Origin of the sequence: Rossellomorea aquimaris TF-12, from assembly GCF_001648555.1 — a bacterium.
In the GTDB taxonomy this organism is placed as follows: domain Bacteria; phylum Bacillota; class Bacilli; order Bacillales; family Bacillaceae_B; genus Rossellomorea; species Rossellomorea aquimaris.
The window spans coordinates 474,385-500,499 of the sequence record NZ_LQXM01000030.1 but is presented as its reverse complement, the minus strand read 5'-3'; the positions used below and the strand labels follow the sequence as shown (position 1 = coordinate 500,499).

The following is a 26,115-nucleotide window of genomic DNA, read 5'->3' as shown; positions in this document are numbered from 1 at the left end:
TTGCTTTAGAATTTTTTTCTAAAGCAAGCCTTTTTATTTAGCCTTTTTTTATCTCATACAAATGAAATTTTAAACCATAAGGATCTGAAATCATTTCGCTTTTAGAGGAATGGGTCTTATCCACTGTGCAGCCGCTATCAAGAAGCTTCTGTTTTGAACTCTGAAAATCATCTACTGCAAATTCAAAATGTACGGTATTTTTATCGCTGTTTTCAATGAAGAAGTTGACTCCGTTCATTGAAAACTTTGTTTCCGTCTCCCCTTGGCTGACAGCTTTCATGCCGAGAATAGTTGAGTAAAACTGAAGAGCATTCTCATAATTCTTCACACCGACGGCCACGTTATTCGTTAGTTGAAAGGAAGAGTTCGACCGTTTTAATTGGGGGACAAAATCCTCTGAACCCGACGGCAATAAATCAAGAAGTGAATAGGTTACACAGTATTCATCATGAGGGCCAAAAAAAGCAGAATGATGGTGGAAAATAGTTCCTTCGGTGTCCTTGGTAAAAGTGGAGACTCCAGGCATAAACCCTTGTTCATTTTTAAAACCAAGATCTTCTGAAAATGTACTTTCCTTAGAAGATACCATTGGAAAGGACCATCCTTTAGAAGCAGCAAAGTCTTCTTGAACAATGGGGTCATCAGGTGAAGAAAGAACAAATTCACAGGATGGAAGTAAATGATGATAGATACCATTAAAGCCGTCAGCCCACATGGAACAGTAACGACAAGTGCTGCCCATATTATGAATGATGATTAATTGATTCTTATCTTTAAATAATTCTTTAAGAGTAATCGTGTAGTGGTCGACGGTCTGAAACATGTAGTTTTCTACTATTTGTAAGCTTTGTTCTTTCCGGAGTTCGGCAAGCTGTTTTTTCTTTGTCATAATTTCCAATTCCAACGATTGAATTTGTTTCGTCACTTCATAGATTGTCATAGAATCGCCCTCCTATAATCATGAGTCTATTAATCAATTCTGCATGGTTAGTCGTTGTCCTTCAATTACCTTAAAAAAGCGCAAGATTAATTATTAAATTTTCTGAAAATATATTGACAATTTTCTGTAAAGGCGTTATCTTTTGAGTAGTTAAATATAACACATATTTACACAAACGAATTATTAACGTTATATAAATATAGGTTTATATAATGGAGAAAATAGGGAGGCACGCATAATGATTTTGCATGAGATTGAAACGGTCAGTCGAACGCAAATGGAGCGCCTTCAACTAGAACGACTTCAAAGAGTTGCTCATGTCGTTTATAACCATGTCCCTTTTTATCGAGAGCATTTTGATAAGAGACAACTGAAGCCCGAAGATATCAAGTCTTTGTCAGACATAAAAATGTTACCGCTTACAACGAAGAAGGATTTGAGGGATCATTATCCCTTTGGCCTGTTTGCTGTGAAGCGCGAAGAGATGGTCAGGGTACATGCATCTTCCGGAACAAGTGGAAAGCCGACAGTCGTTGGATATACTCAGAATGATATACACATGTGGGGAGATATTGTAGCACGTTCAATCGCCATGGCAGGAGGTCGTCCTGGAGAAGTACTACATAACGCATACGGCTACGGACTCTTTACCGGTGGACTTGGTCTTCATTATGGAAGCGAAAAGTTAGGAATGATTACCGTTCCTGTTTCCGGTGGGAACATGTCCAGACAGATTACCTTAATAGAAGATTTTAAACCAACTGTCATTTGTGGAACTCCTTCCTACATTCTGAATTTAGCTGAAACCATGGAAGCAGAAGGAAAAGATCCGTCAATATTATCGTTACAATACGGAATATTCGGAGCAGAACCATGGTCAAACTCAATGAGAGTAACTCTCGAAGAAAAGCTTGGTATTAAAGCTTGTGATATTTACGGTCTTAGTGAAGTCATTGGGCCGGGAGTGGCGATGGAATGTCATGAAGCTCAGGAGGGACTTCATATTGCTGAAGACCATTTTCTTGTGGAAGTGATTCATCCGGATACATTAGAACCTTTACCTGAAGGAGAGGTGGGTGAACTTGTTTTTACGAGCTTAACGAAGGAAGCCTTCCCAATTATTCGTTACCGGACAGGAGATATCGCCTCGATTCAACACGGAAAGTGCTCTTGTGGAAGAACAACAGTGAAAATGTCCAGAGTGAAGGGAAGAGTCGATGACATGCTGATCATTAGAGGTGTCAATGTATTCCCTTCCGAAATGGAGCATTTCTTATTACAGGTTGGGGAGTTAGCTCCTCATTATCAGGTTCACTTAAAGAAAAAAGGGGCACTTGATCTTGTTGAATTGCAGGTTGAAATAACAGATGAATTCTATCGTAAGGTTTCAAAAGATATACAACATGAAAAAATAAATGAATTAGAAGCAAAGGTAAAGGGGTTAATGAAAGATCATTGCTATGTCTCAATGGATATTAAGGTGAGACCTCCTAAAGAAATTCCTCGTTCAGAAGGGAAAGCGATTCGTATTGTTGACTTAAGGGAGGAACCGATGCTTCAGTAAATTTTTTTGTTAAAAATTTTTATCACGAATTACGTATGATGCGTGAAAACATCGTGATAAAGGAGGATGGACAATGAGTGATCTATTATCGAATCCACTAACGGAAGAAGAGAATATGACACGGTTTATGAAAAAGATTGAACTTGATGAAAAGATTGAAGCAGACGATTGGATGCCTGATGAATACCGGAATGCTTTAATAAAGCTCATCTCTATGCATGGAATAAGTGAGATTATGGGAGCACTTCCTGAAAAAGAGTGGGTCCCAAAAGCTCCTTCTTTAAGACGGAAACTGGGAATCATGGCAAAGGTTCAAGATGAGATGGGACATGGGCAGCTTTTACTTCGTGTGGCAGAAGATTTGATGAAACCATATGGAAAAACGAGAGAACATATTATGAGAGATTTATTCTCAGGAGATTTAAAGTTTCATAATGTCTTTCATATGGAAGCACCGACTTGGGGAGATGCAGGATTAATAGGCTGGCTCGTGGATGGAGCGGCGATTATTACCCAGACCAATATGCTAAGCGCATCTTATGGACCTTATGCAAGAGCACTAAAACGAATTTGCGCTGAGGAAGTCTTTCATGCCCAGCATGGGGAAGCAATCATCATGGCCTTGGCTGAAGGAACGGACGATCAAAAAGCGTTGGTGCAAGATGCCGTGGACCGCTGGTGGGAATCTCTTCTTATGTTCTTTGGACCTGGAGATGCGAAAACGACTGGATCTTCAAAACAAGATATTACGATTAAATACAAAATTCGAACGAAAACAAATGAACAGCTCAGACAAGACTTTTTCACTAAATATGTACCCAGAATGCTGTCATTAGGTCTTACCCTTCCAGATGAAACCATGTATTTCGATGAAGAAAAAGAGCTGTGGATCTACAAGCAGCCAGACTGGAATCGCTTTAAGGAAATCATTAAGAACAAGGGACCTAAGTCGAAGGATCGTCTTCGTTTAAGAGAATTATCCTATGACAATAATGCTTGGGTTCGTGAAGCACTTAGCCCTAGTGATCAAGTTAGTTAGAAGGGAATGAGAGGATGTCAGACAAGGGGCAGAATTTTTATCAAGAATTTGAAGTGTTTAGCAAGAGAACAGATGGGGCACCTATGCAACACCAATTCAGTCTGCTAGCTCCGAATCATGAATTAGCTATGGTAATGGCTCAAGAGAATTTTATGAGAAGAGAGCCTGTATCTGATATTTGGGTAGTCAAACGTTCAGACGTTCGCATGATGACACCTGAAGAAAGAGAAAGTGTAAAACGACTGGATAATAAAGATTATCGTAATGCAAAAGGGTATGGCTACTTAAAGAAAAAGTGGAGACAGTATGAACAGGAAATGCTAGATGAAAAAGAAATCATGTCATGGGGAGAGTTGGTGAAGAAGAAATGAAAGTAAATAGCCCAAGTGATATCCCTAACCCGGATTATAAAAAAGCTCTCCTAAGCTTACTCTACCAATTAGCAGATGATGATTTTATCATAGCCTACCGCGGCTCTGAGTGGCTGGGATTGGCTCCCCATATTGAAGAGGATGTTGCTTTCTCGTCTATTAATCAAGACACCATGGGGCATGCCACCATGTTTTATCAGTTGCTTGAAGATTTGGGTGAAGGAGATCAAGATTATTTAGCTCATGGTCGAAAAGCAGCGGAACGAAAAAATGCCATTTTACTAGAAGAAGTGAATGGTCCGGGTCACTATTTGAAAGAACCTGACTACGACTGGGCTTATGCCGTGGTGAGACACTATTTTTACACCGTTGCCAAAAAAGTGAAAATTGACTCCTTGAAAAATTCCTCCTATGAGCCACTTGCAGAAATGGCAATCAAAATGAATACAGAGTTATATTACCACCTGCTTCACTGGAAAACATGGTTTATACAGCTGGTGAATGCAGGAGGAGAAGCGACCTCTAGAATGAACAACGCCATTGAAAGAGTATTAAATGAATTCAAAGGTGTCCTCACATTAGGACCACTAGGGAAAGAAATGACCCTCATGGCACTGATTGAAGGGGAAGAGAATCTGACGAAACGATGGGAGTTAGCACTACAACCCGTTTTCCAATCAACAAGCCTTTCCTTTCCTCCAAAAGTAGATATGAAAAAAGGAAACGGACGCAATGGTGAGCACACTACTGATTTAGACACAGCACTTGAAACATTAAGTGAAGTGTATAACTCAAATCCCGCAGCAACCTGGTAAAGGATGAAGTGAAATGACCCAACATATTTGGAACATCCTTCATTCTGTGAAGGACCCGGAAATTGATTCCGTTAGCATCGTTGATTTAGGAATGGTCAATAGTATCAAACAAGTTGAAGACACAATAGTCATCGAGCTGCTCCCAACCTTTATGGGCTGCCCAGCTTTAGACATTATTAAGGGAAATGTTAAAAAGGCTTGTAAGGAAGAATTAGGGACAGACTTAGTAGAGGTCAACTTTGTCTACTCACCTCCATGGACCTCAGATCGTTTAACGGAGGGTGGACGAGATAGATTAAAAGAGTTTGGAATTGCTCCCCCACCTAAGAATTTCACGGGGGAAGAGGATTGGCAAATCCAATGCCCTTATTGTGATTCACCTTATACTTCTATGGAGAATCTGTTTGGCCCTACGGCTTGTAGGAGCATTCTTTATTGCAAGCAATGCAAAAATCCCTTTGAAGCCATGAAGCCCATTTCAACCATGATGTAAATAAAACCTATTAAACTACTAAACCTAAAGGAGAGATTTGAAAATGGTAAAACTAATCGCATTATACAAACACCCTGAGGACAAAGAAAAGTTTGATGAGCATTACTTCAATACCCATGCACCAATCACGGCAAAGATTCCTGGTCTTAAAAAGATGGATGTGACGAAGATTGTTGGGTCTCCAATGGGTGGAGAAGGCAAATATTACTTAATGTGTGAAATGTACTATGAAAGTCATGAGGCACTGAAATCAGCCATGAAATCTGATGAAGGAAAAGCATCTGGAAAGGACTTAATGGGCTTTGCAGCTGAACTCGTCACCCTCATGATCGGTGAAGAAGTGAATGAATAAAAAATACGAATATATTGTCGTTAGTGAGAGGGACGGACTTGGTGTTATTGAGCTAAACAGACCGAAAGTATTGAATGCCATCAATCGTCCCATGGTATCTGAGCTTGTAGCTGCCTTTGAAGCATTTGATCGAGACGACAACGTAAAGGTTATTGTGTTATCAGGTAAAGGTAGAGCCTTTGCAGCAGGAGCCGATATTGATGAAATGGCTGAAGATGGAGCGATTGACCTAGAACTATTAAATCAGTTCACAGAATGGGATCGCCTTGCCTGGATTAAAAAGCCGATCATTGGAGCGGTTCAAGGATTTGCCCTTGGAGGTGGGTTTGAACTAGCACTATGCTGTGATATTTTGTTTGCTTCCGAGGATGCGAGCTTTGGTTTTCCTGAAGTTAACCTTGGTGTTATGCCTGGAGCAGGGGGAACCCAGCGTCTAACAAAGTTAATGGGAAAATCAAGAGCGATGGAATGGCTATTATCAGGTGAAATGTTCTCCGCATCTCAAGCCCTCGAGTGGGGAGTAATCAACAGAAGCATCGCGAAGGAATTATTAATAGAAGAAACAGAGAAATTCGCTCGAAAATTAGCAACTAAACCGCCTCTATCCCTTCGTCTCATCAAAGAGTCAGTTCACAAAGCAGTGGATTACTCCATATATGAAGGAATGCAATTTGAACGAAAGAATTTCTATCTTCTTTTTGCCTCTGAAGATCAAAAGGAAGGCATGAAAGCTTTTGTAGAAAAACGAAAACCACATTTCAAAGGGAATTAAGGAGGCTGCATAATGTTTGAAACGATTAACTATGAAGTGAAAAATAACGTAGCCTGGATTACCTTAAATCGACCGGATAAACTCAATGCCTTTATTCGTCAGTTAAACCTTGAAGTGCAGAAAGCTGTGAAGGAATCGTCTCGAAATGATGAAGTGAGGGCGATTGTCATCACAGGTGAAGGGCGGGCTTTTTGTTCAGGTCAGGATTTAAGTGAAGTAGACGAGAGCATGGATCATGGTGAAGTACTAAGAAACAATTATGGTCCAATGGTGAAAGAAATTGAGTTGTGTGAAAAACCAATCATCGCCGCAGTAAACGGGGTGGCTGCCGGAGCGGGATTCAGCTTAGCCCTTGCCTGTGATTTCAGGCTGGTTTCTGAAAAAGGAAGCTTTGTTCAAGCCTTTGTTCATGTTGGGCTAGTCCCTGACTCAGGTAATCTCTACTACCTGTCTAATATTTTAGGTTACGCAAAAGCATTGGAGCTGGCGGTGTTTGGAGAAAAAATATCCGCAGAACAGGCAGAAAGATTAGGGCTAGTAACGAAACTGATTCCACTTGAGCAATGGCAGGAAGAAACAACGGCATTTGCTGAAAGAATCGCTTCTATGCCAACAAAAGCCATTGGTCTGATGAAACGTTTATTAAAGGGAAGTAAAGATGTTTCCTTCCATGAATATTTAGAAAAAGAAGCCTATGCCCAGCGGATAGCAGGTCAGACTAAAGACCATCGAGAAGGTGTGACAGCCTTCTTAGAAAAAAGAAGACCAACCTTTCACGGAAAATAAACCAATCGAAAAGGAGATGGACGTATGTCTACAGTAAAAGAGCAGAGCTTTGAAGTTCTTGAAATGAAAAGAGAGCATTATTCATTAGTGATTAATGGTCAACGCATGGAAAGTGAATCAGGTGAAACCTTTACAACGTATAATCCAGCGACAGGTGAGGCGATTGCCACCGTTTCAATGGCATCAGTTGAGGATGCAGAAAAAGCAGTAGAAGCTGCACGAAACGCCTTTGATTTTGGAAAGTGGAAGAAGTTTCCGATTAATAAACGCTCTCGCGTGTTGAATAAAATTGCCGGCATTATGAGATCTCGTTTTAATGAATTAGTTGCCCTAGAAATCATGGATAGTGGAAAATCATTATCTGCTGCACAAGGTCAAGTCATGCAAGCCATTGAAGATTTCGAATTCTATGCTGGAGCAATTGTTGGACATCGTGGAACAGTCAACAACGTACCAGGACAATTTACGAATGTTGCTGAGAAAGAACCTGTTGGGGTATGTGCCCAAATCATTCCTTGGAACTACCCATTAATGATGGCAGCCTGGAAGATTGCCCCTGCCATTGCAGCTGGCTGTTCCGTAGTGGTAAAACCAGCATCCCTGACTCCATTAACAGCAATTGTTCTTGGTGAAATTTGTATTGAAGCAGGAGTACCTGAAGGAGTGGTCAATGTAATCCCGGGTGCAGGTTCCTCCGTAGGAAACCACTTAGTCGAGCATGAGAAAGTAGATAAAGTAGCATTTACAGGTTCAACACCTATAGGGAAAAATATAATGGAAAAAGCGTCTCAAACTCTAAAAAGAGTAACACTGGAGCTAGGTGGGAAATCCCCGAATATCGTATTTGACGATGCAGATGTAGATGCTGCCGTTGATGGATCTTTATTCGGTATCTTTTATAACACAGGTCAATCCTGTGAAGCACGTTCAAGATTATATGTTCACGAGGACATTTATGACGAGTTTATGGAGAAATTCGTAGAAAAAACGAAGAAGCTTCAGCTCGGTAATCCCCATGACAAGGGAACTCATATAGGAGCGATTATTAATCAAGGACAGCTTGATACCATCCATGGCTATGTAGAATCAGCCAAAGAGGATGGAGCCACTATATTAGTAGGTGGAAATGCTGCGAAGGTAGAAGGATTTGAAAAAGGCTACTGGTATGAGCCAACCATCATTACAGATGTAAACCATGATATGAAGGTCGTAAAGGAAGAAATCTTTGGACCAGTTGTAGTAGTGATGAAATTCAAGGAAGAAAAAGAAGTGATCAAAATGGCCAATGATAGTGAGTACGGATTAGGTTCAGCCGTTTGGACTCAAAATCATGGTCGTGCTACAAGAGTCTCAAAAGCGATTCAAGCAGGAATTGTCATGGTCAATTGTCCATTCTCAGCATTTCCAGGTACACCTTTTGGAGGCTACAAGCAGTCAGGGTTTGGTCGTGAGCTGTGTGTAGAAACGCTGGATCTTTATACAGAAACAAAGAGTATTATCTCCTATTTTGGAAATCGTCCTTTGAATCCATTTGGGGTATAAGAATTTATTAGGGGTTGTCCTTTAAAAAGGTCAACCCCTTATTGCTAGAAAAGGAGGAGACAGAAATGACACAACATATTGTCGTCGTAGGATCAGGAGTAATGGGCAGAGGAATTGCCTATGTAAGCGCAGTTGGAGGTTTTAAAACGACTCTGGTAGATATTAAGAAAGAACAATTAGACCATGCTGAACAAGACATTCAAAGCATTTTTCAAAAAGGGTTGGAACGAGGAAAGCTTACCCAACAGGAGTATATAGAAGCAAAAGAACAATTGTCTTACTCTACCAATCTATCCATTGCTGTGCGTAATGCTGACGTAGTCATAGAGGCAGTACCTGAAAAAACAGACATTAAGCGAGGAGTATTTGAAGTAATCGACGCACATGCTCCTGAGGCTTGTTATTTTGCCACCAATACGTCAACGATGAGTCCTACTGAAATTGGTTCCTTCACGAAACGCCCGCAAAAAGTCATTGCCATGCACTTTTTTAATCCTGTACATAAAATGCCTCTGATTGAAATTGTAAGGGGACTTGAAACGAGTGATGAAACAACGGAAGTCATTCAAAAAGTGGCTCATCTAATGGGAAAGGAAACGGTCGTTATCAATGAATTCCCAGGTTTCGTTACCAGTCGAATCAGTGCGTTGGTTGGAAATGAAGCCTTTTATATGCTTCAGGAAGGCTTAGGGTCCCCTGAAGAAATCGATAAAGCTATCAAGCTGGGACTCAACTATCCAATGGGTCCATTTGAGCTTGGAGATTTAGTTGGGCTGGATACACGCTTAAATAATCTTAAATATTTACACGAGAAGTTAGGTGAGAAGTATCGACCAGCTCCACTACTAGAAAAGTATGTGAAGGCAGGCAGACTCGGCAGGAAATCTGGAAAAGGGGTTTATGATTACTCAGAGCTAAAGGAAAAGGAGCGACAGTCATGAGGGAGGTCGTAATCGTAGATGCCGTTCGTACGCCAGTGGGTAGATACAAAGGGGCATTAAAAGACGTTCGACCTGATGATTTAGGAGCCCTTGTCATTAAAGGTTTAGTAGAACGAAATCCACAAGTACCTGTTAATACCATTGAAGAAGTAGTCTTTGGTAATGCCAATGGAGCGGGAGAGGACAATCGAAATGTAGCCCGAATGTCGTCTCTTCTGGCAGGTCTTCCAGTCGAAGTAGGTGGAACAACCATCAATCGACTATGTGGTTCAGGCTTAGATGCCGTTAACTATGCAGCAAGGGCGATTCTCGCAGGAGAAGGAGATATCTTTATTGCAGGTGGTACAGAAAGTATGACAAGGGCCCCTTATGTAATGGCAAAGCCAACAAAGGATTTTCCAAGAGGAAACATGGAAATGTTTGATACAACCATAGGTTGGCGATTCGTTAATTCTCGATTAAAAGAAACATTCGGTACCGATTCAATGCCTGAAACAGCAGAAAATGTGGCGAAGCAGTATCGGATTTCGAGAGTAGAACAGGACCAGTTTGCTCTTTTGAGCCAAATGAAAGCAAAGCGAGCCACAGAGGAAGAGCGTTTCAAGGAAGAAATAATTCCAGTAGAACTGAGGGACAGGAAAGGTAATGTCTCCACTTTTATCGAGGATGAACATCCCAGACCGGAAACAAGCATGGCAAAACTAGAAAAATTAAAGCCACTCTTTGACGGAGGTACGGTCACTGCGGGAAATGCATCTGGAGTGAATGATGGTGCATCGGCACTTCTGCTTATGAGTAAAGAAAAGGCTGATGAGCTTGGTGTTGTGCCCCTGGCTCGCTATGTAACCTCAGCCACCGCAGGCCTAGAACCGTCTGTCATGGGGTTGGGACCGATTTATGCGACGCAAAAGGTGTTGAAGCGTTCTGGTTTAGCCCTTGATCAAATTGGGCTAGTAGAGCTAAATGAAGCTTTTGCTGCACAATCCATTGCATGTATACGTGAGCTGGGCTTAAATGAAGATATCGTGAATGTAAATGGCGGTGCTATTGCCTTCGGTCATCCATTAGGAGCAAGTGGAGCAAGAATCCTAACCACACTCCTATATGAAATGAAAAAGAGGAAAGTTCAATATGGCCTTTCAACCATGTGTATTGGAGTTGGCCAGGGAATTGCCACATTGGTTGAGAATATTGAATCGTAGAGCTCTGACTTGGTCAGGGCTTTTTCTTTCTCATCCCTATAGCTAATGGAACCAGCAAATAAAGAATTTTCATTTATTTATATTTCTAATATGTGATAAGATATTATTTAAACGTAAATTAAACGTCACAAGATGAATGCTAAGTAAAAACAGATAAAAGGGGTTACACCGATGAATACCAGATCAATGATTTTCACATTATACGGAGATTACATCCGCCATTACGGGAATAAAATTTGGATAGGAAGTTTAATCCGTTTATTAAATGAATTTGGCCATAACGACCAAGCCGTACGTGCAGCTATTTCCCGAATGAATAAACAAGGATGGGTGCAGGCTGAGAAGCAGGGCAACAAAAGCTACTATTCCCTTACTGAGCGCGGAGTCAATCGAATGGAAGAAGCAGCAAACAGAATTTTTAAACTAAAGCCTGAAAAATGGGACGGTAAATGGAGAATTTTCATGTACAGCATTCCAGAAGAGATTCGAAGCATACGAGACGAACTGAGAAAAGAATTAGTATGGAGCGGATTCGGTACGCTTTCAACAAGCACTTGGATTTCACCTAACAACTTAGACAAACAAGTACAATCTCTCATTAAAAAATATGAAATAAAAGAATACGTTGATTTTTTTATTGCAGATTATGATGGCCCAAACGAAAATAAACGTTTAATTGAAAAAAGCTGGGACCTTAAAGAAATCAATGAACGATACCAGGAATTTATTTCTCATTACAGTCAACAGTACATGATTGATAAAAATAAAATTCAAAAAGGTGACATGAGCGATGCCGAATGCTTTGTAGAAAGAACAAAGCTCGTCCATGAATACAGAAAATTTCTCTTCGTTGACCCAGGTTTACCAGAAGAACTACTACCTGAGAAATGGTTAGGAGCACACGCAGCCTCTCTGTTCGGAGAATACTATAAAGCACTGGCAGAACCTGCATCACGCTTCTTTGAAAGTGTATTCGAAGACGGCAACGAACTAAAACACAAAGACCTGAGCCACGACATCATGACCCATCCCCTCCTACTTGAATAAAAACTAAAACACTTGCCAAAAAGGCAAGTGTTTTTTGAGGGACGGACCTCTATTATCCCCCCCCTTGTCTAATAATTCTAAAAAGTATAACATTAATTTAACGAAGGGGGATTTTTATGAATAACTTAACTGATTTATTACATATAAAATATCCAATTATTCAAGGAGGTATGGGGAATATCAGCAATGCCCCACTTACAGGGGCGATCTCAGAAGCAGGAGCCCTAGGTACCATCGGAGTGGGAACCATGAGTGTAGAGGAAGTAGAAGAACTGATTGTGGATACAAAGAAAAGAACAAAGAAGCCATTTGCACTCAATATCCCGATCTCTATTACACCTCATTTACAAGAATTGATGGAATTAGTCGTAACTCATGAAGTACCGGTAGTATCATTATCAGCTGGAAACCCTGCGCCTCTCATGCCTTATTTTCATGAACAAGGTGTTAAAGTTATTTGTGTAGTGGCTTCCAAAAAACAAGCCAAGAAAGCAGAAGATGCAGGTGCAGATATCCTGGTTGCAGAAGGATATGAAGCAGCCGGGATAAACTCGAATCTTGAGACAACAACCCTGGCATTGATACCGCAGCTTGTGGATGCAGTGAATATTCCGGTTGTTGCTGCAGGTGGAATTGGAGATGGAAGAGGATTAGCTGCCATGCTGGCTCTCGGTGCGAGTGGTGTGCAAATGGGAACCCGATTTATTGCTACAAAAGAAGCTCCATTTCATGAAAACTATAAAACAACTTTAGTAGAAGCAAACGACGATAGCACAGTCATCGTTGGTCGTTCCGTTGGTAGAGTGAGAAGAGTCATGAAGACCCCTTATGCAGCCCAATTAATACAAAAAGAAAAAGAGGGAGTCCCCCTGGAACAATTCAGTGAGATGACATCAGAGGATTATCATCGAATCGGTGCTCTTGAAGGAAAACTTGATCAAGGTTTTATTAATGGGGGGCAGGTTTCAGGACTAGTATCCCATGTGCCGACTGTAAAAGAGTTAGTAGAGAACATGATGGTGGATGTTAACAAGATTTTTAGTAAACTATCAAAATCTTATGGGAGTAAATAATATATTTGAGCACGTTCTTCCTTGGGAGGGCCGTGTTTTTTTTGTGTTTGGCCCAATTATGTCTGAAAGTGGCCCGAATTTTGTAGAAAGTGGCCCAATTCCAGCTTAAAGTAGCTCAATTAATAGAGTCATCGCTGTTTGAAATTAAAAGAATGTGAGAAATACGTACAAGAATGTGCGAAATCACCTGATTAATGTGCGAAAATTCCAACTGAATGTGCGAAAAACCTATAAGAATGTGCGAAAATCTCTAATTAATGTGCGAAACTCAATCAACAATGTACAAACGACACTTTTCCACCTAAAAAGCAGTCACTACTCTACATTTCGACATAAATTTTACGCTCTCCCCCTAGAATTACTCTCCACTTACAGCTATAATTATATTAATTTTTAAATTTTCCGAATATTATTGACTATTTCGTGACAAGAGTGATAATATAACGTTGTAATTACGTTGATTACTATTTTTATCATAGAAAATACATATTGGGTTTGCTAGTCTCATAGACTACTCATCATACATTAAGAAAGAAAAAGGGGGATTTCTGTGAAGAAGAAGAGTTTGTTAATCGGTGTTATGACAATGCTACTAGGAATGCTAGTTTTATCGGGCTGTGGAAGTGACAAGAGCTCAGGAAATGGTGATAAGGAATATGTAATCGGTGTAACCCAGATTGTTGAACATCCTTCTCTTGACGCTGCATTTGAAGGTTTTAAGAAAGCGTTAGCAGATAATGGATTTAAAGAAGGCGAAAATGTTAAATTTGATGTACAAATCGCTCAAGGGGATCCAACTAACTCCCAAACGATTGCCAAAAATTTTGTTGGTGATAGTGTCGATCTCATCTTTGCGAACTCTACCCCAAGTGCTCAACATGCTTTAAATGCCACAAAAGACATTCCAATCGTATTCACGTCTGTAACGGACCCAGTTGGTGCTGAACTAGTAAAATCTTTCGATGAACCAGGTGAAAATATAACAGGAACAACGGATACACATCCTGAAGCGATTTCTAAAACGATTTCCTTCATTACGGATGAAATGAAAGCGAAAACAATCGGGATTATTTATAATTCTGGAGAGCAAAACGCTGTAGTGCAAGCGGCTGAAATTAATAAGCTTGCTAAGGAAAAAGGAGTAAAAATTGTTGAAGTATCTGTTTCTACTTCAGCTGATGTAAAGCAAGCGGCAGAATCCTTAACAGGAAGAGTAGATGCTATTTATATTCCGAAAGATAATACGGTGGTATCTGCTTTGGAATCTGTAATCGGAGTTGCAAATGAAAAGGATATTCCTCTTTTTGTAGGAGAGTTGGATTCGTTGAAAAAAGGTGCTATAGCAGCGAGTGGATTTAGCTATGAGGATCTTGGCTATGAAACAGGATTAATGGCAGTGAAGATTTTAAAAGGAGAGAAGAAACCTTCTGAACTTCCTGTACAAGCACCTCAAAATTTTGAATTGATGTTTAATCAGGCAGCAGCAGAAGAACAAGGAGTCGAAGTGCAGGATTCTTGGTCTGAATTAGGGAAGTTCTTAGAAGATAAATAGGAAGGGATGATGATTCGTGCCAACAGCAATATTCGCATCCTTTGAATCTGGAATCATATACGCTATTATGGCCCTCGGAGTCTATTTGTCCTTTCGGATACTGGATTTTCCTGATTTAACAGTAGATGGTAGCTTCGTAACGGGAGCTGCCGTTGCTGCTACCATGATTGTCAGTGGCGTTAACCCAATTATAGCTACATTGACAGCGATCATTATTGGATTTGTAGCGGGATGCATTACAGGACTACTTCATACATTTGGTAAAATCAATGCGCTTTTGTCAGGTATTTTAATGATGATTGCTTTGTATTCCATCAATCTCAGAATTATGGGAAGATCGAATGTACCGTTATTGAGCCAGGAGACCGCTTTTTCTGGTATAGAAGGTTTTTGGTCACCACTGGGAATAGATGCTGCTTTAAATAAGCTTTGGGTGGCAGTTGGACTGGGGAATCCTCTACCGAGTACGTGGAGCGTTTTATTTTTTATGACGATTATTACTCTTGCGATTAAGTTTTTGACAGACGGATTTTTGAAGACAGAAATTGGTCTGGCACTGCGAGCAACAGGGGATAATCAACGAATGATTCGAAGCTTTTCCGCAAACACCAATCTGATGATTATTTTGGGGTTAGGAATTTCGAATGGAATGGTAGCTTTATCTGGAGCGTTAATTGCTCAATATAGTCGATTTGCTGATGTTGGGATGGGAATCGGAATGATTATCATCGGACTTGCATCTGTTATCATCGGTGAGGCTTTATTTGGAACAAAGACCATTGCTCGTACAACGTTAGCTGTCATCGGTGGGGCGATTATCTACCGACTGGTTGTCAGTATGGCCCTTCGTGTAGACTTCTTAGAAACGGGAGATATGAAGCTGATCACAGCATCGATTGTTATTTTAGCGCTGATTATGCCTAAAGTGATGGACCGTTATAGGGATAAAAAACGCAAATCTCAACGAATGGCTGAGCGAATTAAGAAAGCTCCTATCTCTGATGGAAAGGGTGATCGTGGTGTTACAATTAAATAGAGTTCACAAAGTATTTAATGAGGGAACACCAGACGAAAAAATTGCCCTAGATGATATTCAACTGACCTTAAATCCAGGAGATTTTGTTACTGTAATCGGAAGTAATGGTGCTGGTAAATCAACTTTAATGAATATTGTTTCCGGTGTTTTACTGCCTGACATAGGACATGTACTGATTGATGATCATGAAGTTTCGAAGGTTTCTGAGTATAAGCGTTCGAAATTAATTGGTCGAGTGTTTCAGGACCCAATGGCAGGAACCGCTCCTTCTATGACAATTGAAGAAAACCTGGCTATGGCTTACTCACGGAATAGAAGTCGTACGTTTAAATTAGGGGTAACCAAAAAACGACGAGTGTTTTTTAAAGAAGTACTTGAAACCTTGCATTTAGGACTTGAGAATCGATTGAATGCAAAAGTTGGTCTTTTATCTGGTGGGGAAAGACAAGCTCTCTCCTTACTAATGGCAACCTTTACCGAACCATCCATTTTACTTCTTGATGAGCATACGGCAGCATTGGATCCGGCAAGAGCTGATTTAATTACCAACTTAACAAAAGAGATTGTGGAAAAATATCACCTCACCACTCTCATGGTAACTCATAATATGCAACAAGCTCTAGACTTAGGAAACCGTCTCATTATGATGGATAAAGGGCAGATTATATTAGAAGTAAATGAAGAAGAGAAAAAGCACCTAACCGTTGAAGGACTACTGAACGAATTCCAACGCATTCGCGGAAGTAAACTTGCCAGTGACCGTGCACTCCTCTCATAGAAAACAGAACATAGACCACAAAAAGGAACGAGGGAACCACTCGTTCCTTTTTTGCGTTACATGAGTGAGGGACGGACCCATCGGCTTTGCCGAAGGTCCGTCCCTATGCATAATTTATATTAATATAATATTTTAAATTTTAACAATTTATTGACTATTCATAATACAAAATGTTATTATATCGTTGAATTAACGTTATATAAAAATATATAATTTGTTAGTTTAAAGGGGGAAAGCAATGAAGTCTGGATTAGGTGAAGGAAAGACAGAAATCATCACAATTGTAGTGACCCCAGACATGCATGCTCAGTTTGAAGGAAACGTTGTACATCCTGTCTATTCAACGGTTTCCATGGTGTATCACATGGAATGGGCATCAAGAAAGATTATTCTTCCGTATTTAGAAGAACATGAAGAAGGCATGGGTTCGAAGGTAACCGTTGAGCACGTGGCACCTGCGAAGAATGGTACCTGCCTTGAAATCAAAGCAGTCGTTATTCAATATGAACAAAACATGATCCTGACCGAGGTTACTGTCAAAGAAAGTAAGAGAGACAAATTGATCGGAAAAGGTCATGTAAAGCAAGTCGTTCTCCCTAAAGAGAAGATTAAAGAAAGAACGGCAAACTAGATTTTTTTAATATAGGTTGAAAGCGTTTACAAAAGGATTAGGGGTGACTTCATGAAAATGGATATGTTTGAACAAATCAAAAATCACGAACAAGTCGTTTTTTGTAACGATGAAGATACAGGTTTAAAAGCCATTATTGCTATACATAACACAACTCTGGGACCTGCATTAGGCGGGTGTCGAATGAGACCCTATGGTTCAGTTGATGAAGCATTAGAGGACGTACTTCGGTTGTCCAAAGGAATGACCTACAAGTGTGCAGCAGCTGATGTAGATTTTGGCGGCGGGAAAGCCGTTATCATCGGTGACCCTGAAAAAGACAAACACCCAGAGCTATTCCGTGCTTTCGGTCAATTTGTAGAATCACTGAACGGTAGATTTTATACAGGGACGGACATGGGAACGACTCCGGAGGATTTTGTTTACGCACTAAGAGAAACCAATTGTATTGTAGGCGTAGATGAAGTGTACGGGGGAAGTGGAGATTCATCCATTCCAACTGCAATGGGTGTTATTTATGGACTTCAGGCTACGAATCAAACAGTTTGGGGCTCAAGAGATCTTCATGGGAAAAGTTATGCCATTCAAGGCTTAGGAAAAGTAGGCTATAAAGTGGCGGAGCGCTTACTTGATGAAGGGGCAGACTTATATGTCACAGATATTAGTCAAAAATCGATTGATCAGTTAGTTTCTAAGGCTAAAAACATGGGGGCTGCCATTAAAGTAGTATCAGGAGATGAAATATATTCGGTTGATGCTGATGTTTTTATCCCTTGTGCCATTGGTGGAATTATTAATAATGAAACTGTTGACCAGTTAAAAGTCAAAGCGGTCGTAGGTTCTGCCAATAACCAATTGTTAGAGATTTCTCATGGGAAAAAACTTCATGAAAAAGGAATCCTGTACGCTCCCGATTATATTGTCAATGCAGGTGGCTTGATTCAAGTAGCCGATGAATTGTATGAACCAAATAAAGAACGAGTCCTTCAAAAAACAAGTGCCATCTACAACACCCTTCAGAATATTTACCTACAATCAGAAAACCAACAGATGACAACCGTTGAAGCAGCCAATCTCTTCTGTGAAGAAAGAATCCATTCTCGCTCAAGAAGAAACAGCTTCTTCTCCCATATGAAACGACCAAAATGGTCTGTAAGACAATAAAGGAAAAACCATCAGAGGAAGGTGTCCATTGGCTTCCTAATGATTGACGTGAATCGAGCTCAAGTCTCTATCTGTTCTCCAGTAGCTTGTTGTTTTTTCACGAAATTTCATTCTGAGATCTGTTCACCGTTCGCCCAATTAGGGATTTGCGAAACTCTACTAGAGAAAATCCATCCAATAAAATAATTCCACCAAAAGAGGTGATGAAATGATTGAGGAATTTCAACTTGTTCAAGTATTGAACCAGCAAGGAGAATTCGTTCATGAAGAGTATGAAAAAGAAATTTCTGAAGAATTAACTCGGAATTTTTATCGTCATATGATGCGCATTCGTACCTTTGACAGAAAAGCCGTTAGCTTGCAGCGCCAAGGGAGAATTGGGACATATGCTCCTTATGAAGGACAGGAAGCTTCTCAAGTGGGAAGTGCTCTAGCTTTGAAAGGGAATGATTGGTTGTTTCCTTCCTATCGTGACCATGGGGCTACCATGACCTTTGGACATTCATTACTCCATATTCTCCTGTTTTGGAAAGGAAGAAATGAAGGGTGTGTACCGCCTGAAGGAAAAAAAATTTTCACTCCTGGAATTCCGATTGCGACTCAACTCCCACATGCAGTAGGAGCAGCTTATGCAGAAAAAAGAAGAGGAACGAAGAACGCAGCCATCGTGTATTTTGGAGACGGGGCGACGTCTGAAGGTGATTTCCATGAAGGGCTGAACCTTGCCAGTGTGTGGGAAGCACCTGTTGTCTTCTTTAATCAAAATAATCAATATGCCATTTCAGTTCCCGTGAATAAGCAAATGAAAACGAAAACCATTGCTCAAAAGGCACTTGCCTACGATATTCCAAGCGTACGAATCGATGGCAATGACGTGTTTGCTGTTTATTTTGAAACGTTAAAAGCATTAAAAAGAGCAAGAAACGGGGACGGACCTACGTTAATTGAAGCCGTTACGTGGAGGTATGGAGCTCATACCACTGCTGATGATCCAACCAAGTATCGTGATCAGTTAGAAAGCGAAACTCGTCGTAAGGATAGTGATCCTGTAGACCGGCTGACGAATTTCATGGAGAAACAGGGTTGGTTAGACGAAGAATGGGTGACTTCTGTAAAAGAAGAATGTGCAAAAGAAGTGGATCTGGCAGTTGAAGAGCTTGAGGCATACCCACCAGCTGATCCAAGTGTCATCTTTGATTATGTGTTTGCGACTCCTACATGGACCATTCAAGAACAAAAAGAAAAGCTCCTTGAGCATAGGAGAGGTGAATAGAATGAGCACCTTAATAAAAACAAAGACCCTCACAATGGTTCAAGCCATAACGGATGGTCTTCGAGTAATGCTAAAGGAAAGGGAAGAAGTTCTTTTAATGGGTGAAGACATCGGCAAGAATGGTGGTGTTTTTCGAGCGACAGATGGCCTTCAGGAGGAGTTTGGAGAAGAGAGAGTTCTTGATACCCCATTAAGTGAAGCGGGTTTTATCGGGGCAGCTATCGGCATGGCTGTCAATGGCTATTTGCCGGTTGCTGAAATTCAATTTTTAGGATTTATTTACCCTGCTTATGAGCAAATAATGACTCATGCATCCCGTTTACGTTCACGTACTTTAGGTCATTTTACTTGTCCAATTGTCATCCGGGCTCCTTATGGTGCAGGAGTTAGGGCACCTGAAATCCATTCTGATAGCACAGAGGCTCTGTTTACTCACATGCCTGGTATTAAGGTTGTCTGTCCCTCCACTCCTTATGATGCAAAAGGATTAATGATTGCTGCCATTGAAGATCCTGATCCTGTTTTGTTTCTAGAGCCTATGAGATGTTATCGCTCTTCCCGTGAGGACATTCCAGAAGAGAAATATACAGTGCAAATTGGAAAAGGGAAGGTTGTTCGAGAAGGGGAAGACGTAACCGTCATTGCATGGGGAGCGATGGTGAAGGTAGCAGAGGATGCAGCAAGGGAAGCCTCTGAAAAGGGAATCTCATGTGAAGTTCTTGACCTGAGAACTCTCTATCCATTAGATAAGGACCTTATAGCAGCATCGGTTCAGAAAACGGGAAGGACCGTAATTGTTCATGAAGCTCATGCCACTGGTGGAGTAGGAAATGATGTCATGTCAATTATTAATGATACCTCCTTTTTATATCAAAAGGCACCAACAGAGAGAGTAACAGGGTTTGATACACCAGTACCTTATTTTGGATTTGAAGATTTCTATTTGCCTGATAGCAAGCGAGTGTTGGCGGCGGTGGAAAAAGTAGCAATCTACTAGAAGAGGAGGGAGTTCATGGAAGTCAAGCTTCATGATATTGGAGAAGGAATGACCGAAGCCAATATCAATCACTTTCTTGTAAATGTTGGTGACGTTGTAAGGGCAGACCAGCCATTAGTAGAGGTTCAAACCGACAAAATGACAGCTGAGATCCCAGCCCCTTTTTCAGGTGTGATTAAGGAATTCACCGTAAAAGAAGGTGAAACCATTCCTGTTGGATCAACGGTTCTTTTAATGGAAAAAGAAAGTGCACTCTCGATAGCAGCACCCAAAAAAGCGAGAGTAATGAAGAATCAAAGAATACTAGCATCGCCTTACACTAGAAAAATTGCACGTGAGAATGGAGTGAATATTGAAGAGGTCAAAGGTTCTGGAGCAGGAGGGAGAATCCTAGATGAAGATGTTCTTCAATATTTAAATGGTGGGTCACAAGAAGATTCCTCATCTGAAAGAAAAGAGGATATCGTTCAAGAGAACTCCGTCAAGGTAGTTGAATCCACAACGATTCCATTCAGAGGAAGACGGAGGCAAATTGCTGCTAAGATGTCACAGTCATTAAGAACGATTCCTCATTGCACTCATTTTGAAGAAATAGATGTAACGAATCTATTAGAGTGGAAAGAAACCATGAAAGCCAGCAATGGATCAATCTCCATGGGAGCTTATTTTATCAAAGCGATTTCGGTTTGTTTAAAAGAGTACCCGATCTTCAATGCACGTCTCAATGAGAAGGAAGAGTGTGTGGAACTGCAAAACCAACACAATATTGGTATCGCCGTCGATACAGAAGAAGGATTGATTGTTCCGGTCATCAAACATGTGGAAAGTAAAACAATGAAGGACATTCATGGAGAAATGAAGGAACTGACAATCAAAGCACAAGAAGATACGTTAACGATAAAAGATATTTCAGGCGGAACCTTTACGGTTAGTAATGTAGGACCACTAGGTGGCTCAATTGGAGCCACTCCGATTATTAATGAGCCAGAGGTTGCTCTCCTCGCCTTTCACAAAACTAAAAAACGACCAATGGTGAATGAAAAGGATGAAATTGTCGTTCGCTCCATGATGAACGTTTCCATGTCCTATGATCATCGAATCGTCGATGGCGGAATGGCCGTAAGGTTTACGAATCGATTAAGAGATCTTATTGAACAACCCCAATCTATGCTTCTGGAGTTGATGTAAATGGTCGTAGGGGAAATAACAGAGGATAAAGATGTTGTGATCTTAGGTGGAGGTCCTGGAGGCTACCATGCAGCGATTCGTGCAGCTAGCTTAGGGTCAAACGTAACATTGATAGAGCGGGAAGAACTAGGGGGTACCTGCTTAAATAAAGGATGCATCCCGTCGAAGGTGTTTACCCATTTTGCCCAACAATTTAAAAAGATGAGCCATTTAAATGAAATGGGTATGGAGTTTGGAGAAGTTGAGGCAAATATTGCTATTCTTCAGCAGTATAAAGAGAAACGAGTTACTCAATTACGAAAAGGTGTAGAATCTCTTTGCAACGCAAACAAGATTGAAGTAGTGAAGGGATCAGCATCCTTCCTTTCAGAATCTCGTATTGGAGTTGAAAATGGGCATGAATTTTCCCTTTTCAACTTTAAGCATGCCATTGTGGCAACGGGTGGAGATTTTCATTATCCAAAAGGAATAGAGTTTGACTCTGTTCATGTCTTAAAGGAAAGAGAAATTTTTCAATTAGAAGAGATACCGAATGAATTACTTATCTATGGTGTAGATTACATTTCTTTAGAAATCGCCTCGGTTTTTTCTATCCTTGGCAGTAGTGTCACTCTTATTATGAATGAGCCTTTACCCTTTGATTCCGGGATTTCAAAAGAGCTGTTCAGGCAGTTTAAGAAACAGAAAATCCATGTGATGAAGAATGCGTTCCTTCAAGAAGCTAAAACGTCAGAAGGAAAAGTACAGTTGAAGCTTAAGAGTGAGTCAGGTGAAATGGTTTCTCTTGAAGGGACTCATTTTGTAGTAAGTGGAAAAGTAAAGCCTAACGTAAAAGACTTGGGACTTGATCGATTAGGTATTCAATTAACTGAACAGGGCTATATCGAAACAGATGCTCAAGGGAGAACATCGATTTCAACTATATGGGCAATTGGAGATGTCACGGAAGGTCCGTCCCTCGCAGTAAAGGCCATTAAGCAAGGGAAGGTGGCAGCGGAGGCGATTGGTGGGCTTAGTGTAGAGGTGGATTTGCAGTTTGTTCCCACGGTTGTTCAGATGAGTCCTCCGATTGCTTGTGTAGGATTGACGGAGGAAGAGGCTGTTGATGAGGGTTATTCTGTGGCAGTGAGTGAATTTCCCATTAGAGGAAATGGGTATGCGCATCTGACAAATGAGAAAGACGGCTTCGTCAAAGTTGTGTCAGACAGTGAGACGGATTTGATTGTGGGTATTCATATAATGGGAGTCGGGGCAGCTGAGCTGATCACTTCAGGGATTCTTGGTCTTGAGATGGTAGCGAGAGATGAGGACTTTCATTTTCCGCTATACCCCCATCCAAGCTATAACGAGGGCTTATTAGAAGCCGTGGAAGGATTAAAAGGAGCAGCCGTTCATCTGCCTCCCCGAAAAAAAGAGATAGCCAATAGATAACAGGCTTTATCACAGAGAAGCGTTTCAGCTTTACTAGCTGCTCTTGAGAAGTTCTGGAAAACTATTTAATATAATATTCAGAAAATACTAAACTTTGTGGAGGGATTAGGATGCAAGAAAATGTAGCGAAGAAAACGATAGAAGTAGAAGATTTTTTCCCAGTAAGAGATGTTGACTATTTAGAGTATTATACGGGAAATGCCAAGCAAGCTGCTCATTTCTTTTGTACGGCATTTGGTTTTAAAACCGTTGCATATTCAGGTTTAGAAACAGGGAATCGTGACACTGTATCCTATGTGCTGCAGCAGAACAAAGTACGCTTAGTTGTGACAGGAAGTTTACATGAAGGCAGTCGTGTTTCCCAATTTGTGAAGAAGCATGGAGACGGAATTAAAGACATCGCTCTTATGGTGGATGATGTTGAAAAGGCTTACAAGGGTGCAGTATCCCGTGGAGCAATTGAAATCATGCCTCCTTCGACTTTAGAAGATGACAACGGTACATTGAAAAAAGCCGTAATAGGTACATATGGAGATACAATTCATACTCTTGTGGAACGTAAAGATTACAAGGGTGTCTTCATGCCAGGCTTTGAAAAATACGATTCTGTCCTAACAAATGGAGATGCAGGTATTATCGCTGTGGATCACGTAGTTGGAAACGTTGAGAGAATGGAAGAATGGGTAGAGTACTATGGGAAAGTCTTAGGCTTTAAAGAAATGCGTCACTTTACAGATGAAGATATTACAACGGAATATTCGGCTCTAATGTCCAAGGTTATGCATAATGGCGGAAGAATTAAATTCCCAATCAACGAGCCGGCTGAAGGAAAACGCAAATCTCAAATTCAAGAATATCTTGAGTTTTACGGCGGGCCAGGTGTGCAGCATATCGCCATCCTGACGGAGGACATCGTTAAGACCGTGGGAATCTTAAAAGAAAATGGCGTTGAGTTTCTAAATACTCCAGATTCATATTATGAGATGTTGTCTGAGCGTGTTGGAGAAATTGATGAAGAAATCTCTAAAATTAAAGAATTAAATATATTAGTAGATCGTGATGACGAAGGATATCTTCTTCAAATCTTTACAAAGCCAATCGTAGATCGTCCAACACTCTTTATTGAAGTGATTCAACGTAAAGGATCAAGAGGATTTGGAGAAGGAAACTTTAAAGCATTATTTGAATCTATTGAACGTGAGCAAGAGCGTAGAGGAAACCTATAAAAAGTAGATAAATAGAGATAGATTGACGGGGGTCAAAGGGACCGGTTAGGGGGTTAACTCAAGAAGAGAGTACCTGCTTCTACACACAAGATAGTACACAGTACTAGATGGTGGTGGGAGGAGGTCTCCATTGAGTCAACCCCCTTCATCCATGAGGAAGGCGAGGATCTGCGTATGACACTAAAGTTTAAAACGAGAGAGGTCGTCACACAAATCGCACCATATGTACTAGGGAAAACATTAGGGGATTTACAAAAAGAACACGGACTAAGATCTATAAGAAAGCTTTCGGAAAATGAGAATATATATGGCTGCTCACCTAAGGTGAAGGAATGGTTTAAAGGTAATGGAGGAGACTTATTTCTCTATCCTGACGGAGCTACTATGGAGCTCGGACATAAAGTCTCCACCTTTTTAGGAGTTCCTAAAGAACAGCTTGTGTTTGGGAATGGTTCTGATGAAGTGATAAGACTTTTAACGAGAGCCTATCTTAATAGTGGAGATGAAGCCATTATGGCGGACGTTACATTTCCAAGATATCAAACGAATGTGTTTTTAGAAGGCGGAACTCCTGTAATCGTACCTCTAGTAGACGGGACTCATGACTTAAATGAGATGTACAATAAAATCACTCCAAAGACAAAGCTTATGTTTGTGTGTAATCCCAACAATCCTACTGGAACCATTGTAGGCAAAAAAGAGCTTTTACAATTTTTAGAGAGTGTCCCATCCCATATATTAGTCGTTGTCGATGAAGCCTATATGGAGTATGTGACAACAGATGATTATTTAGAGACTCTACCATTACTTAAAACCTTTGAAAATTTGATTGTGCTGAGGACGTTTTCAAAAATATACGGGCTTGCAGGACTCCGAGTTGGATTTGGCGCCATGAATGAAGAAATTGCTGAACAGCTGAAAAAGGTGAAAGATGTGTTCAATGTAAACTCAGTCGCTCAGAAGTCAGCCGTCATAGCGTTAGAAGATCAGGAATTCATTCGAGAGTGTACGTATAAAAATGAAAAAGGGCGTGCTTTTCTAGAAAAGGAATTTGATCGATTAGGATTAAAATACTTTCCGTCTCAATCTAATTTTATTATGGTGGATACTACATTAAATGGTGAAATCGTTGCCTCTGAACTAGTAAAAAGAGGGTTGGTGATCCGGTCGGGAACACTATTAGGCTATCCTACAACCGTTCGGGTAACGGTGGGGACAGAGGAAGATAATCAACGATTCATCGTCGCTTTAGAAGAAATATTGGAAGAGAAAGGAGTGAAGTAAGTGGATATCAAGCCAAACACACTCCAATGGCAGGATGCCTATAAATTAATGATTGGCTCCATTTTGCCGCGTCCCATTGCCTTTGTTTCTTCATTGGATGAAGAAGGAAATGCTAATTTAGCTCCATATAGCTTCTTTACTGCCATTTCTGCTGAACCTATGCTCGTTTGCTTCTCACCTATGCGAAGAGGCAGTGACGGCAGCAAAAAGGATACCCTTGCCAATATTGAAGCAACAAAGGAATTTGTTATCAACATCGTAAGTGAAGAATTTGCAGAAAAAATGAATGATTGTGCCATTGAGTATGATTCTACTACGGATGAATTTGAAGAAGTAGGATTAACGAAGAAAAATTCAATAACAGTAAAACCTCCAGGTGTTTCTGAAAGTAAGGTGCAATTGGAATGTGTTTTACATGAAGTCCTTCATTTTGGAAATCATCCGGGAGCGGGAAGTCTGGTCATTGGAAAAGTTGAATGTGTAAGAATCGAAGATCAGCTTTACTATGACGGAAAGATTGATTCAGAGAAATTAAAGCCAGTGGGAAGACTCGCTGGACAAATGTACACAAAGCCATTAACTGATTCATTTGAATTGATTCGAAAAAGGTGATGTGAA

General features: G+C 40.6%; 26 protein-coding genes. 25 read left to right on the top strand and 1 reads right to left on the bottom strand.

The features are described from left to right. Positions 1-37 precede the first annotated feature (37 nt). Positions 38-940, bottom strand: coding sequence for a DUF899 family protein (locus tag IQI_RS19570; RefSeq protein WP_064094338.1), 903 nt, complete (start codon positions 938-940; stop codon positions 38-40). A 238-nt stretch (positions 941-1,178) separates the two neighbouring features. On the opposite strand from IQI_RS19570, the gene IQI_RS19565 reads away from it, so the two are divergent. From IQI_RS19565 to IQI_RS19445, 25 genes are all read left to right on the top strand, one after another. Continuing rightward, positions 1,179-2,504, top strand: coding sequence for a phenylacetate--CoA ligase family protein (locus tag IQI_RS19565; protein ID WP_064094337.1), 1,326 nt, complete (start codon positions 1,179-1,181; stop codon positions 2,502-2,504). A gap of 73 nt (positions 2,505-2,577) precedes the next feature. Next, complete coding sequence (gene paaA / locus IQI_RS19560; protein WP_064094336.1) at positions 2,578-3,543, top strand: 1,2-phenylacetyl-CoA epoxidase subunit PaaA; 966 nt, start codon at positions 2,578-2,580, stop codon at positions 3,541-3,543. A 14-nt stretch (positions 3,544-3,557) separates the two neighbouring features. Next, on the top strand, positions 3,558-3,914 hold the full coding sequence (gene paaB / locus IQI_RS19555) for a 1,2-phenylacetyl-CoA epoxidase subunit PaaB (RefSeq protein WP_064094335.1): 357 nt from the start codon (positions 3,558-3,560) through the stop codon (positions 3,912-3,914). Further along, a complete protein-coding gene (gene paaC, locus IQI_RS19550; protein ID WP_064094473.1) occupies positions 3,911-4,729 on the top strand; it encodes a 1,2-phenylacetyl-CoA epoxidase subunit PaaC in 819 nt (272 codons plus the stop codon). Before paaB ends, paaC begins: the two co-directional genes overlap by 4 nt. 13 nt (positions 4,730-4,742) lie before the next feature. Further along, on the top strand, positions 4,743-5,222 hold the full coding sequence (paaD, locus tag IQI_RS19545) for a 1,2-phenylacetyl-CoA epoxidase subunit PaaD (RefSeq protein ID WP_064094334.1): 480 nt from the start codon (positions 4,743-4,745) through the stop codon (positions 5,220-5,222). Positions 5,223-5,265: 43 nt separating this feature from the next. After that, complete coding sequence (locus tag IQI_RS19540) at positions 5,266-5,574, top strand: EthD family reductase (protein WP_064094333.1); 309 nt, start codon at positions 5,266-5,268, stop codon at positions 5,572-5,574. Further along, entirely contained in the window at positions 5,567-6,346 is a 780-nt protein-coding gene (locus IQI_RS19535; RefSeq protein WP_064094332.1) for an enoyl-CoA hydratase/isomerase family protein, read from the top strand. Before IQI_RS19540 ends, IQI_RS19535 begins: the two co-directional genes overlap by 8 nt. Positions 6,347-6,358: 12 nt before the next feature. Then, positions 6,359-7,132, top strand: a complete 774-nt coding sequence (locus IQI_RS19530; protein WP_064094331.1) for an enoyl-CoA hydratase-related protein — start codon at positions 6,359-6,361, stop codon at positions 7,130-7,132. A 24-nt stretch (positions 7,133-7,156) separates the two neighbouring features. After that, positions 7,157-8,674, top strand: coding sequence for an aldehyde dehydrogenase family protein (locus IQI_RS19525; protein WP_064094330.1), 1,518 nt, complete (start codon positions 7,157-7,159; stop codon positions 8,672-8,674). Positions 8,675-8,739: 65 nt separating this feature from the next. Beyond that, on the top strand, positions 8,740-9,615 hold the full coding sequence (locus IQI_RS19520) for a 3-hydroxyacyl-CoA dehydrogenase (RefSeq protein WP_064094329.1): 876 nt from the start codon (positions 8,740-8,742) through the stop codon (positions 9,613-9,615). After that, complete coding sequence (locus IQI_RS19515) at positions 9,612-10,817, top strand: acetyl-CoA C-acyltransferase (protein WP_064094328.1); 1,206 nt, start codon at positions 9,612-9,614, stop codon at positions 10,815-10,817. The genes IQI_RS19520 and IQI_RS19515 overlap by 4 nt, the downstream gene beginning before the upstream one ends. A 171-nt stretch (positions 10,818-10,988) precedes the next feature. Next, entirely contained in the window at positions 10,989-11,864 is an 876-nt protein-coding gene (gene paaX / locus IQI_RS19510; protein WP_064094327.1) for a phenylacetic acid degradation operon negative regulatory protein PaaX, read from the top strand. A 116-nt stretch (positions 11,865-11,980) separates the two neighbouring features. Further along, a complete protein-coding gene (locus IQI_RS19505; RefSeq protein ID WP_064094326.1) occupies positions 11,981-12,937 on the top strand; it encodes an NAD(P)H-dependent flavin oxidoreductase in 957 nt (318 codons plus the stop codon). A gap of 580 nt (positions 12,938-13,517) precedes the next feature. Beyond that, positions 13,518-14,489 (top strand): ABC transporter substrate-binding protein, encoded by a 972-nt coding sequence (locus IQI_RS19500; protein WP_064094472.1) that lies wholly within the window; start codon positions 13,518-13,520, stop codon positions 14,487-14,489. 16 nt (positions 14,490-14,505) lie between these two features. Beyond that, positions 14,506-15,525, top strand: coding sequence for an ABC transporter permease (locus tag IQI_RS19495; RefSeq protein WP_064094325.1), 1,020 nt, complete (start codon positions 14,506-14,508; stop codon positions 15,523-15,525). Then, positions 15,509-16,303: an ABC transporter ATP-binding protein gene (locus tag IQI_RS19490; protein WP_064094324.1), complete on the top strand. Its 795-nt coding sequence runs from the start codon at positions 15,509-15,511 to the stop codon at positions 16,301-16,303. The genes IQI_RS19495 and IQI_RS19490 overlap by 17 nt, the downstream gene beginning before the upstream one ends. Before the next feature lie 238 nt (positions 16,304-16,541). Beyond that, positions 16,542-16,934: a thioesterase family protein gene (locus tag IQI_RS19485; protein ID WP_064094323.1), complete on the top strand. Its 393-nt coding sequence runs from the start codon at positions 16,542-16,544 to the stop codon at positions 16,932-16,934. A gap of 57 nt (positions 16,935-16,991) precedes the next feature. After that, positions 16,992-18,098, top strand: coding sequence for a Leu/Phe/Val dehydrogenase (locus IQI_RS19480; protein ID WP_082892817.1), 1,107 nt, complete (start codon positions 16,992-16,994; stop codon positions 18,096-18,098). Between the two features lie 208 nt (positions 18,099-18,306). Next, complete coding sequence (gene pdhA / locus IQI_RS19475) at positions 18,307-19,371, top strand: pyruvate dehydrogenase (acetyl-transferring) E1 component subunit alpha (RefSeq protein WP_064094321.1); 1,065 nt, start codon at positions 18,307-18,309, stop codon at positions 19,369-19,371. Between the two features lies 1 nt (position 19,372). Next, positions 19,373-20,368, top strand: a complete 996-nt coding sequence (locus IQI_RS19470) for an alpha-ketoacid dehydrogenase subunit beta (protein ID WP_064094320.1) — start codon at positions 19,373-19,375, stop codon at positions 20,366-20,368. A 15-nt stretch (positions 20,369-20,383) separates the two neighbouring features. Then, the gene (locus IQI_RS19465; RefSeq protein WP_064094319.1) at positions 20,384-21,556 is read left to right on the top strand and encodes a dihydrolipoamide acetyltransferase family protein; all 1,173 of its coding nucleotides are present in this window, start codon (positions 20,384-20,386) and stop codon (positions 21,554-21,556) included. Beyond that, the gene (lpdA, locus tag IQI_RS19460) at positions 21,557-22,987 is read left to right on the top strand and encodes a dihydrolipoyl dehydrogenase (protein WP_064094318.1); all 1,431 of its coding nucleotides are present in this window, start codon (positions 21,557-21,559) and stop codon (positions 22,985-22,987) included. A 110-nt stretch (positions 22,988-23,097) separates the two neighbouring features. Next, positions 23,098-24,213, top strand: a complete 1,116-nt coding sequence (hppD, locus tag IQI_RS19455) for a 4-hydroxyphenylpyruvate dioxygenase (RefSeq protein WP_064094317.1) — start codon at positions 23,098-23,100, stop codon at positions 24,211-24,213. Positions 24,214-24,387: 174 nt separating this feature from the next. After that, on the top strand, positions 24,388-25,497 hold the full coding sequence (hisC, locus tag IQI_RS19450; RefSeq protein WP_064094316.1) for a histidinol-phosphate transaminase: 1,110 nt from the start codon (positions 24,388-24,390) through the stop codon (positions 25,495-25,497). Continuing rightward, a complete protein-coding gene (locus IQI_RS19445) occupies positions 25,498-26,109 on the top strand; it encodes a flavin reductase family protein (protein ID WP_064094315.1) in 612 nt (203 codons plus the stop codon). The last annotated feature ends 6 nt before the right edge of the window (positions 26,110-26,115 follow it).

Excerpts from the sequence above, each read along its gene's own strand:
- IQI_RS19570 (WP_064094338.1), bottom strand. The coding sequence starts at position 940 with ATGACAATCTATGAAGTGACGAAACAAATTCAATCGTTGGAATTGGAA.
- IQI_RS19565 (WP_064094337.1), top strand. The coding sequence starts at position 1,179 with ATGATTTTGCATGAGATTGAAACGGTCAGTCGAACGCAAATGGAGCGC.
- paaA (WP_064094336.1), top strand. The coding sequence starts at position 2,578 with ATGAGTGATCTATTATCGAATCCACTAACGGAAGAAGAGAATATGACA.
- paaB (WP_064094335.1), top strand. The coding sequence starts at position 3,558 with ATGTCAGACAAGGGGCAGAATTTTTATCAAGAATTTGAAGTGTTTAGC.
- paaC (WP_064094473.1), top strand. The coding sequence starts at position 3,911 with ATGAAAGTAAATAGCCCAAGTGATATCCCTAACCCGGATTATAAAAAA.
- paaD (WP_064094334.1), top strand. The coding sequence starts at position 4,743 with ATGACCCAACATATTTGGAACATCCTTCATTCTGTGAAGGACCCGGAA.
- IQI_RS19540 (WP_064094333.1), top strand. The coding sequence starts at position 5,266 with ATGGTAAAACTAATCGCATTATACAAACACCCTGAGGACAAAGAAAAG.
- IQI_RS19535 (WP_064094332.1), top strand. The coding sequence starts at position 5,567 with ATGAATAAAAAATACGAATATATTGTCGTTAGTGAGAGGGACGGACTT.
- IQI_RS19530 (WP_064094331.1), top strand. The coding sequence starts at position 6,359 with ATGTTTGAAACGATTAACTATGAAGTGAAAAATAACGTAGCCTGGATT.
- IQI_RS19525 (WP_064094330.1), top strand. The coding sequence starts at position 7,157 with ATGTCTACAGTAAAAGAGCAGAGCTTTGAAGTTCTTGAAATGAAAAGA.
- IQI_RS19520 (WP_064094329.1), top strand. The coding sequence starts at position 8,740 with ATGACACAACATATTGTCGTCGTAGGATCAGGAGTAATGGGCAGAGGA.
- IQI_RS19515 (WP_064094328.1), top strand. The coding sequence starts at position 9,612 with ATGAGGGAGGTCGTAATCGTAGATGCCGTTCGTACGCCAGTGGGTAGA.
- paaX (WP_064094327.1), top strand. The coding sequence starts at position 10,989 with ATGAATACCAGATCAATGATTTTCACATTATACGGAGATTACATCCGC.
- IQI_RS19505 (WP_064094326.1), top strand. The coding sequence starts at position 11,981 with ATGAATAACTTAACTGATTTATTACATATAAAATATCCAATTATTCAA.
- IQI_RS19500 (WP_064094472.1), top strand. The coding sequence starts at position 13,518 with ATGACAATGCTACTAGGAATGCTAGTTTTATCGGGCTGTGGAAGTGAC.
- IQI_RS19485 (WP_064094323.1), top strand. The coding sequence starts at position 16,542 with ATGAAGTCTGGATTAGGTGAAGGAAAGACAGAAATCATCACAATTGTA.
- IQI_RS19480 (WP_082892817.1), top strand. The coding sequence starts at position 16,992 with ATGGATATGTTTGAACAAATCAAAAATCACGAACAAGTCGTTTTTTGT.
- pdhA (WP_064094321.1), top strand. The coding sequence starts at position 18,307 with ATGATTGAGGAATTTCAACTTGTTCAAGTATTGAACCAGCAAGGAGAA.
- IQI_RS19470 (WP_064094320.1), top strand. The coding sequence starts at position 19,373 with ATGAGCACCTTAATAAAAACAAAGACCCTCACAATGGTTCAAGCCATA.
- IQI_RS19465 (WP_064094319.1), top strand. The coding sequence starts at position 20,384 with ATGGAAGTCAAGCTTCATGATATTGGAGAAGGAATGACCGAAGCCAAT.
- lpdA (WP_064094318.1), top strand. The coding sequence starts at position 21,557 with ATGGTCGTAGGGGAAATAACAGAGGATAAAGATGTTGTGATCTTAGGT.
- hppD (WP_064094317.1), top strand. The coding sequence starts at position 23,098 with ATGCAAGAAAATGTAGCGAAGAAAACGATAGAAGTAGAAGATTTTTTC.
- hisC (WP_064094316.1), top strand. The coding sequence starts at position 24,388 with ATGACACTAAAGTTTAAAACGAGAGAGGTCGTCACACAAATCGCACCA.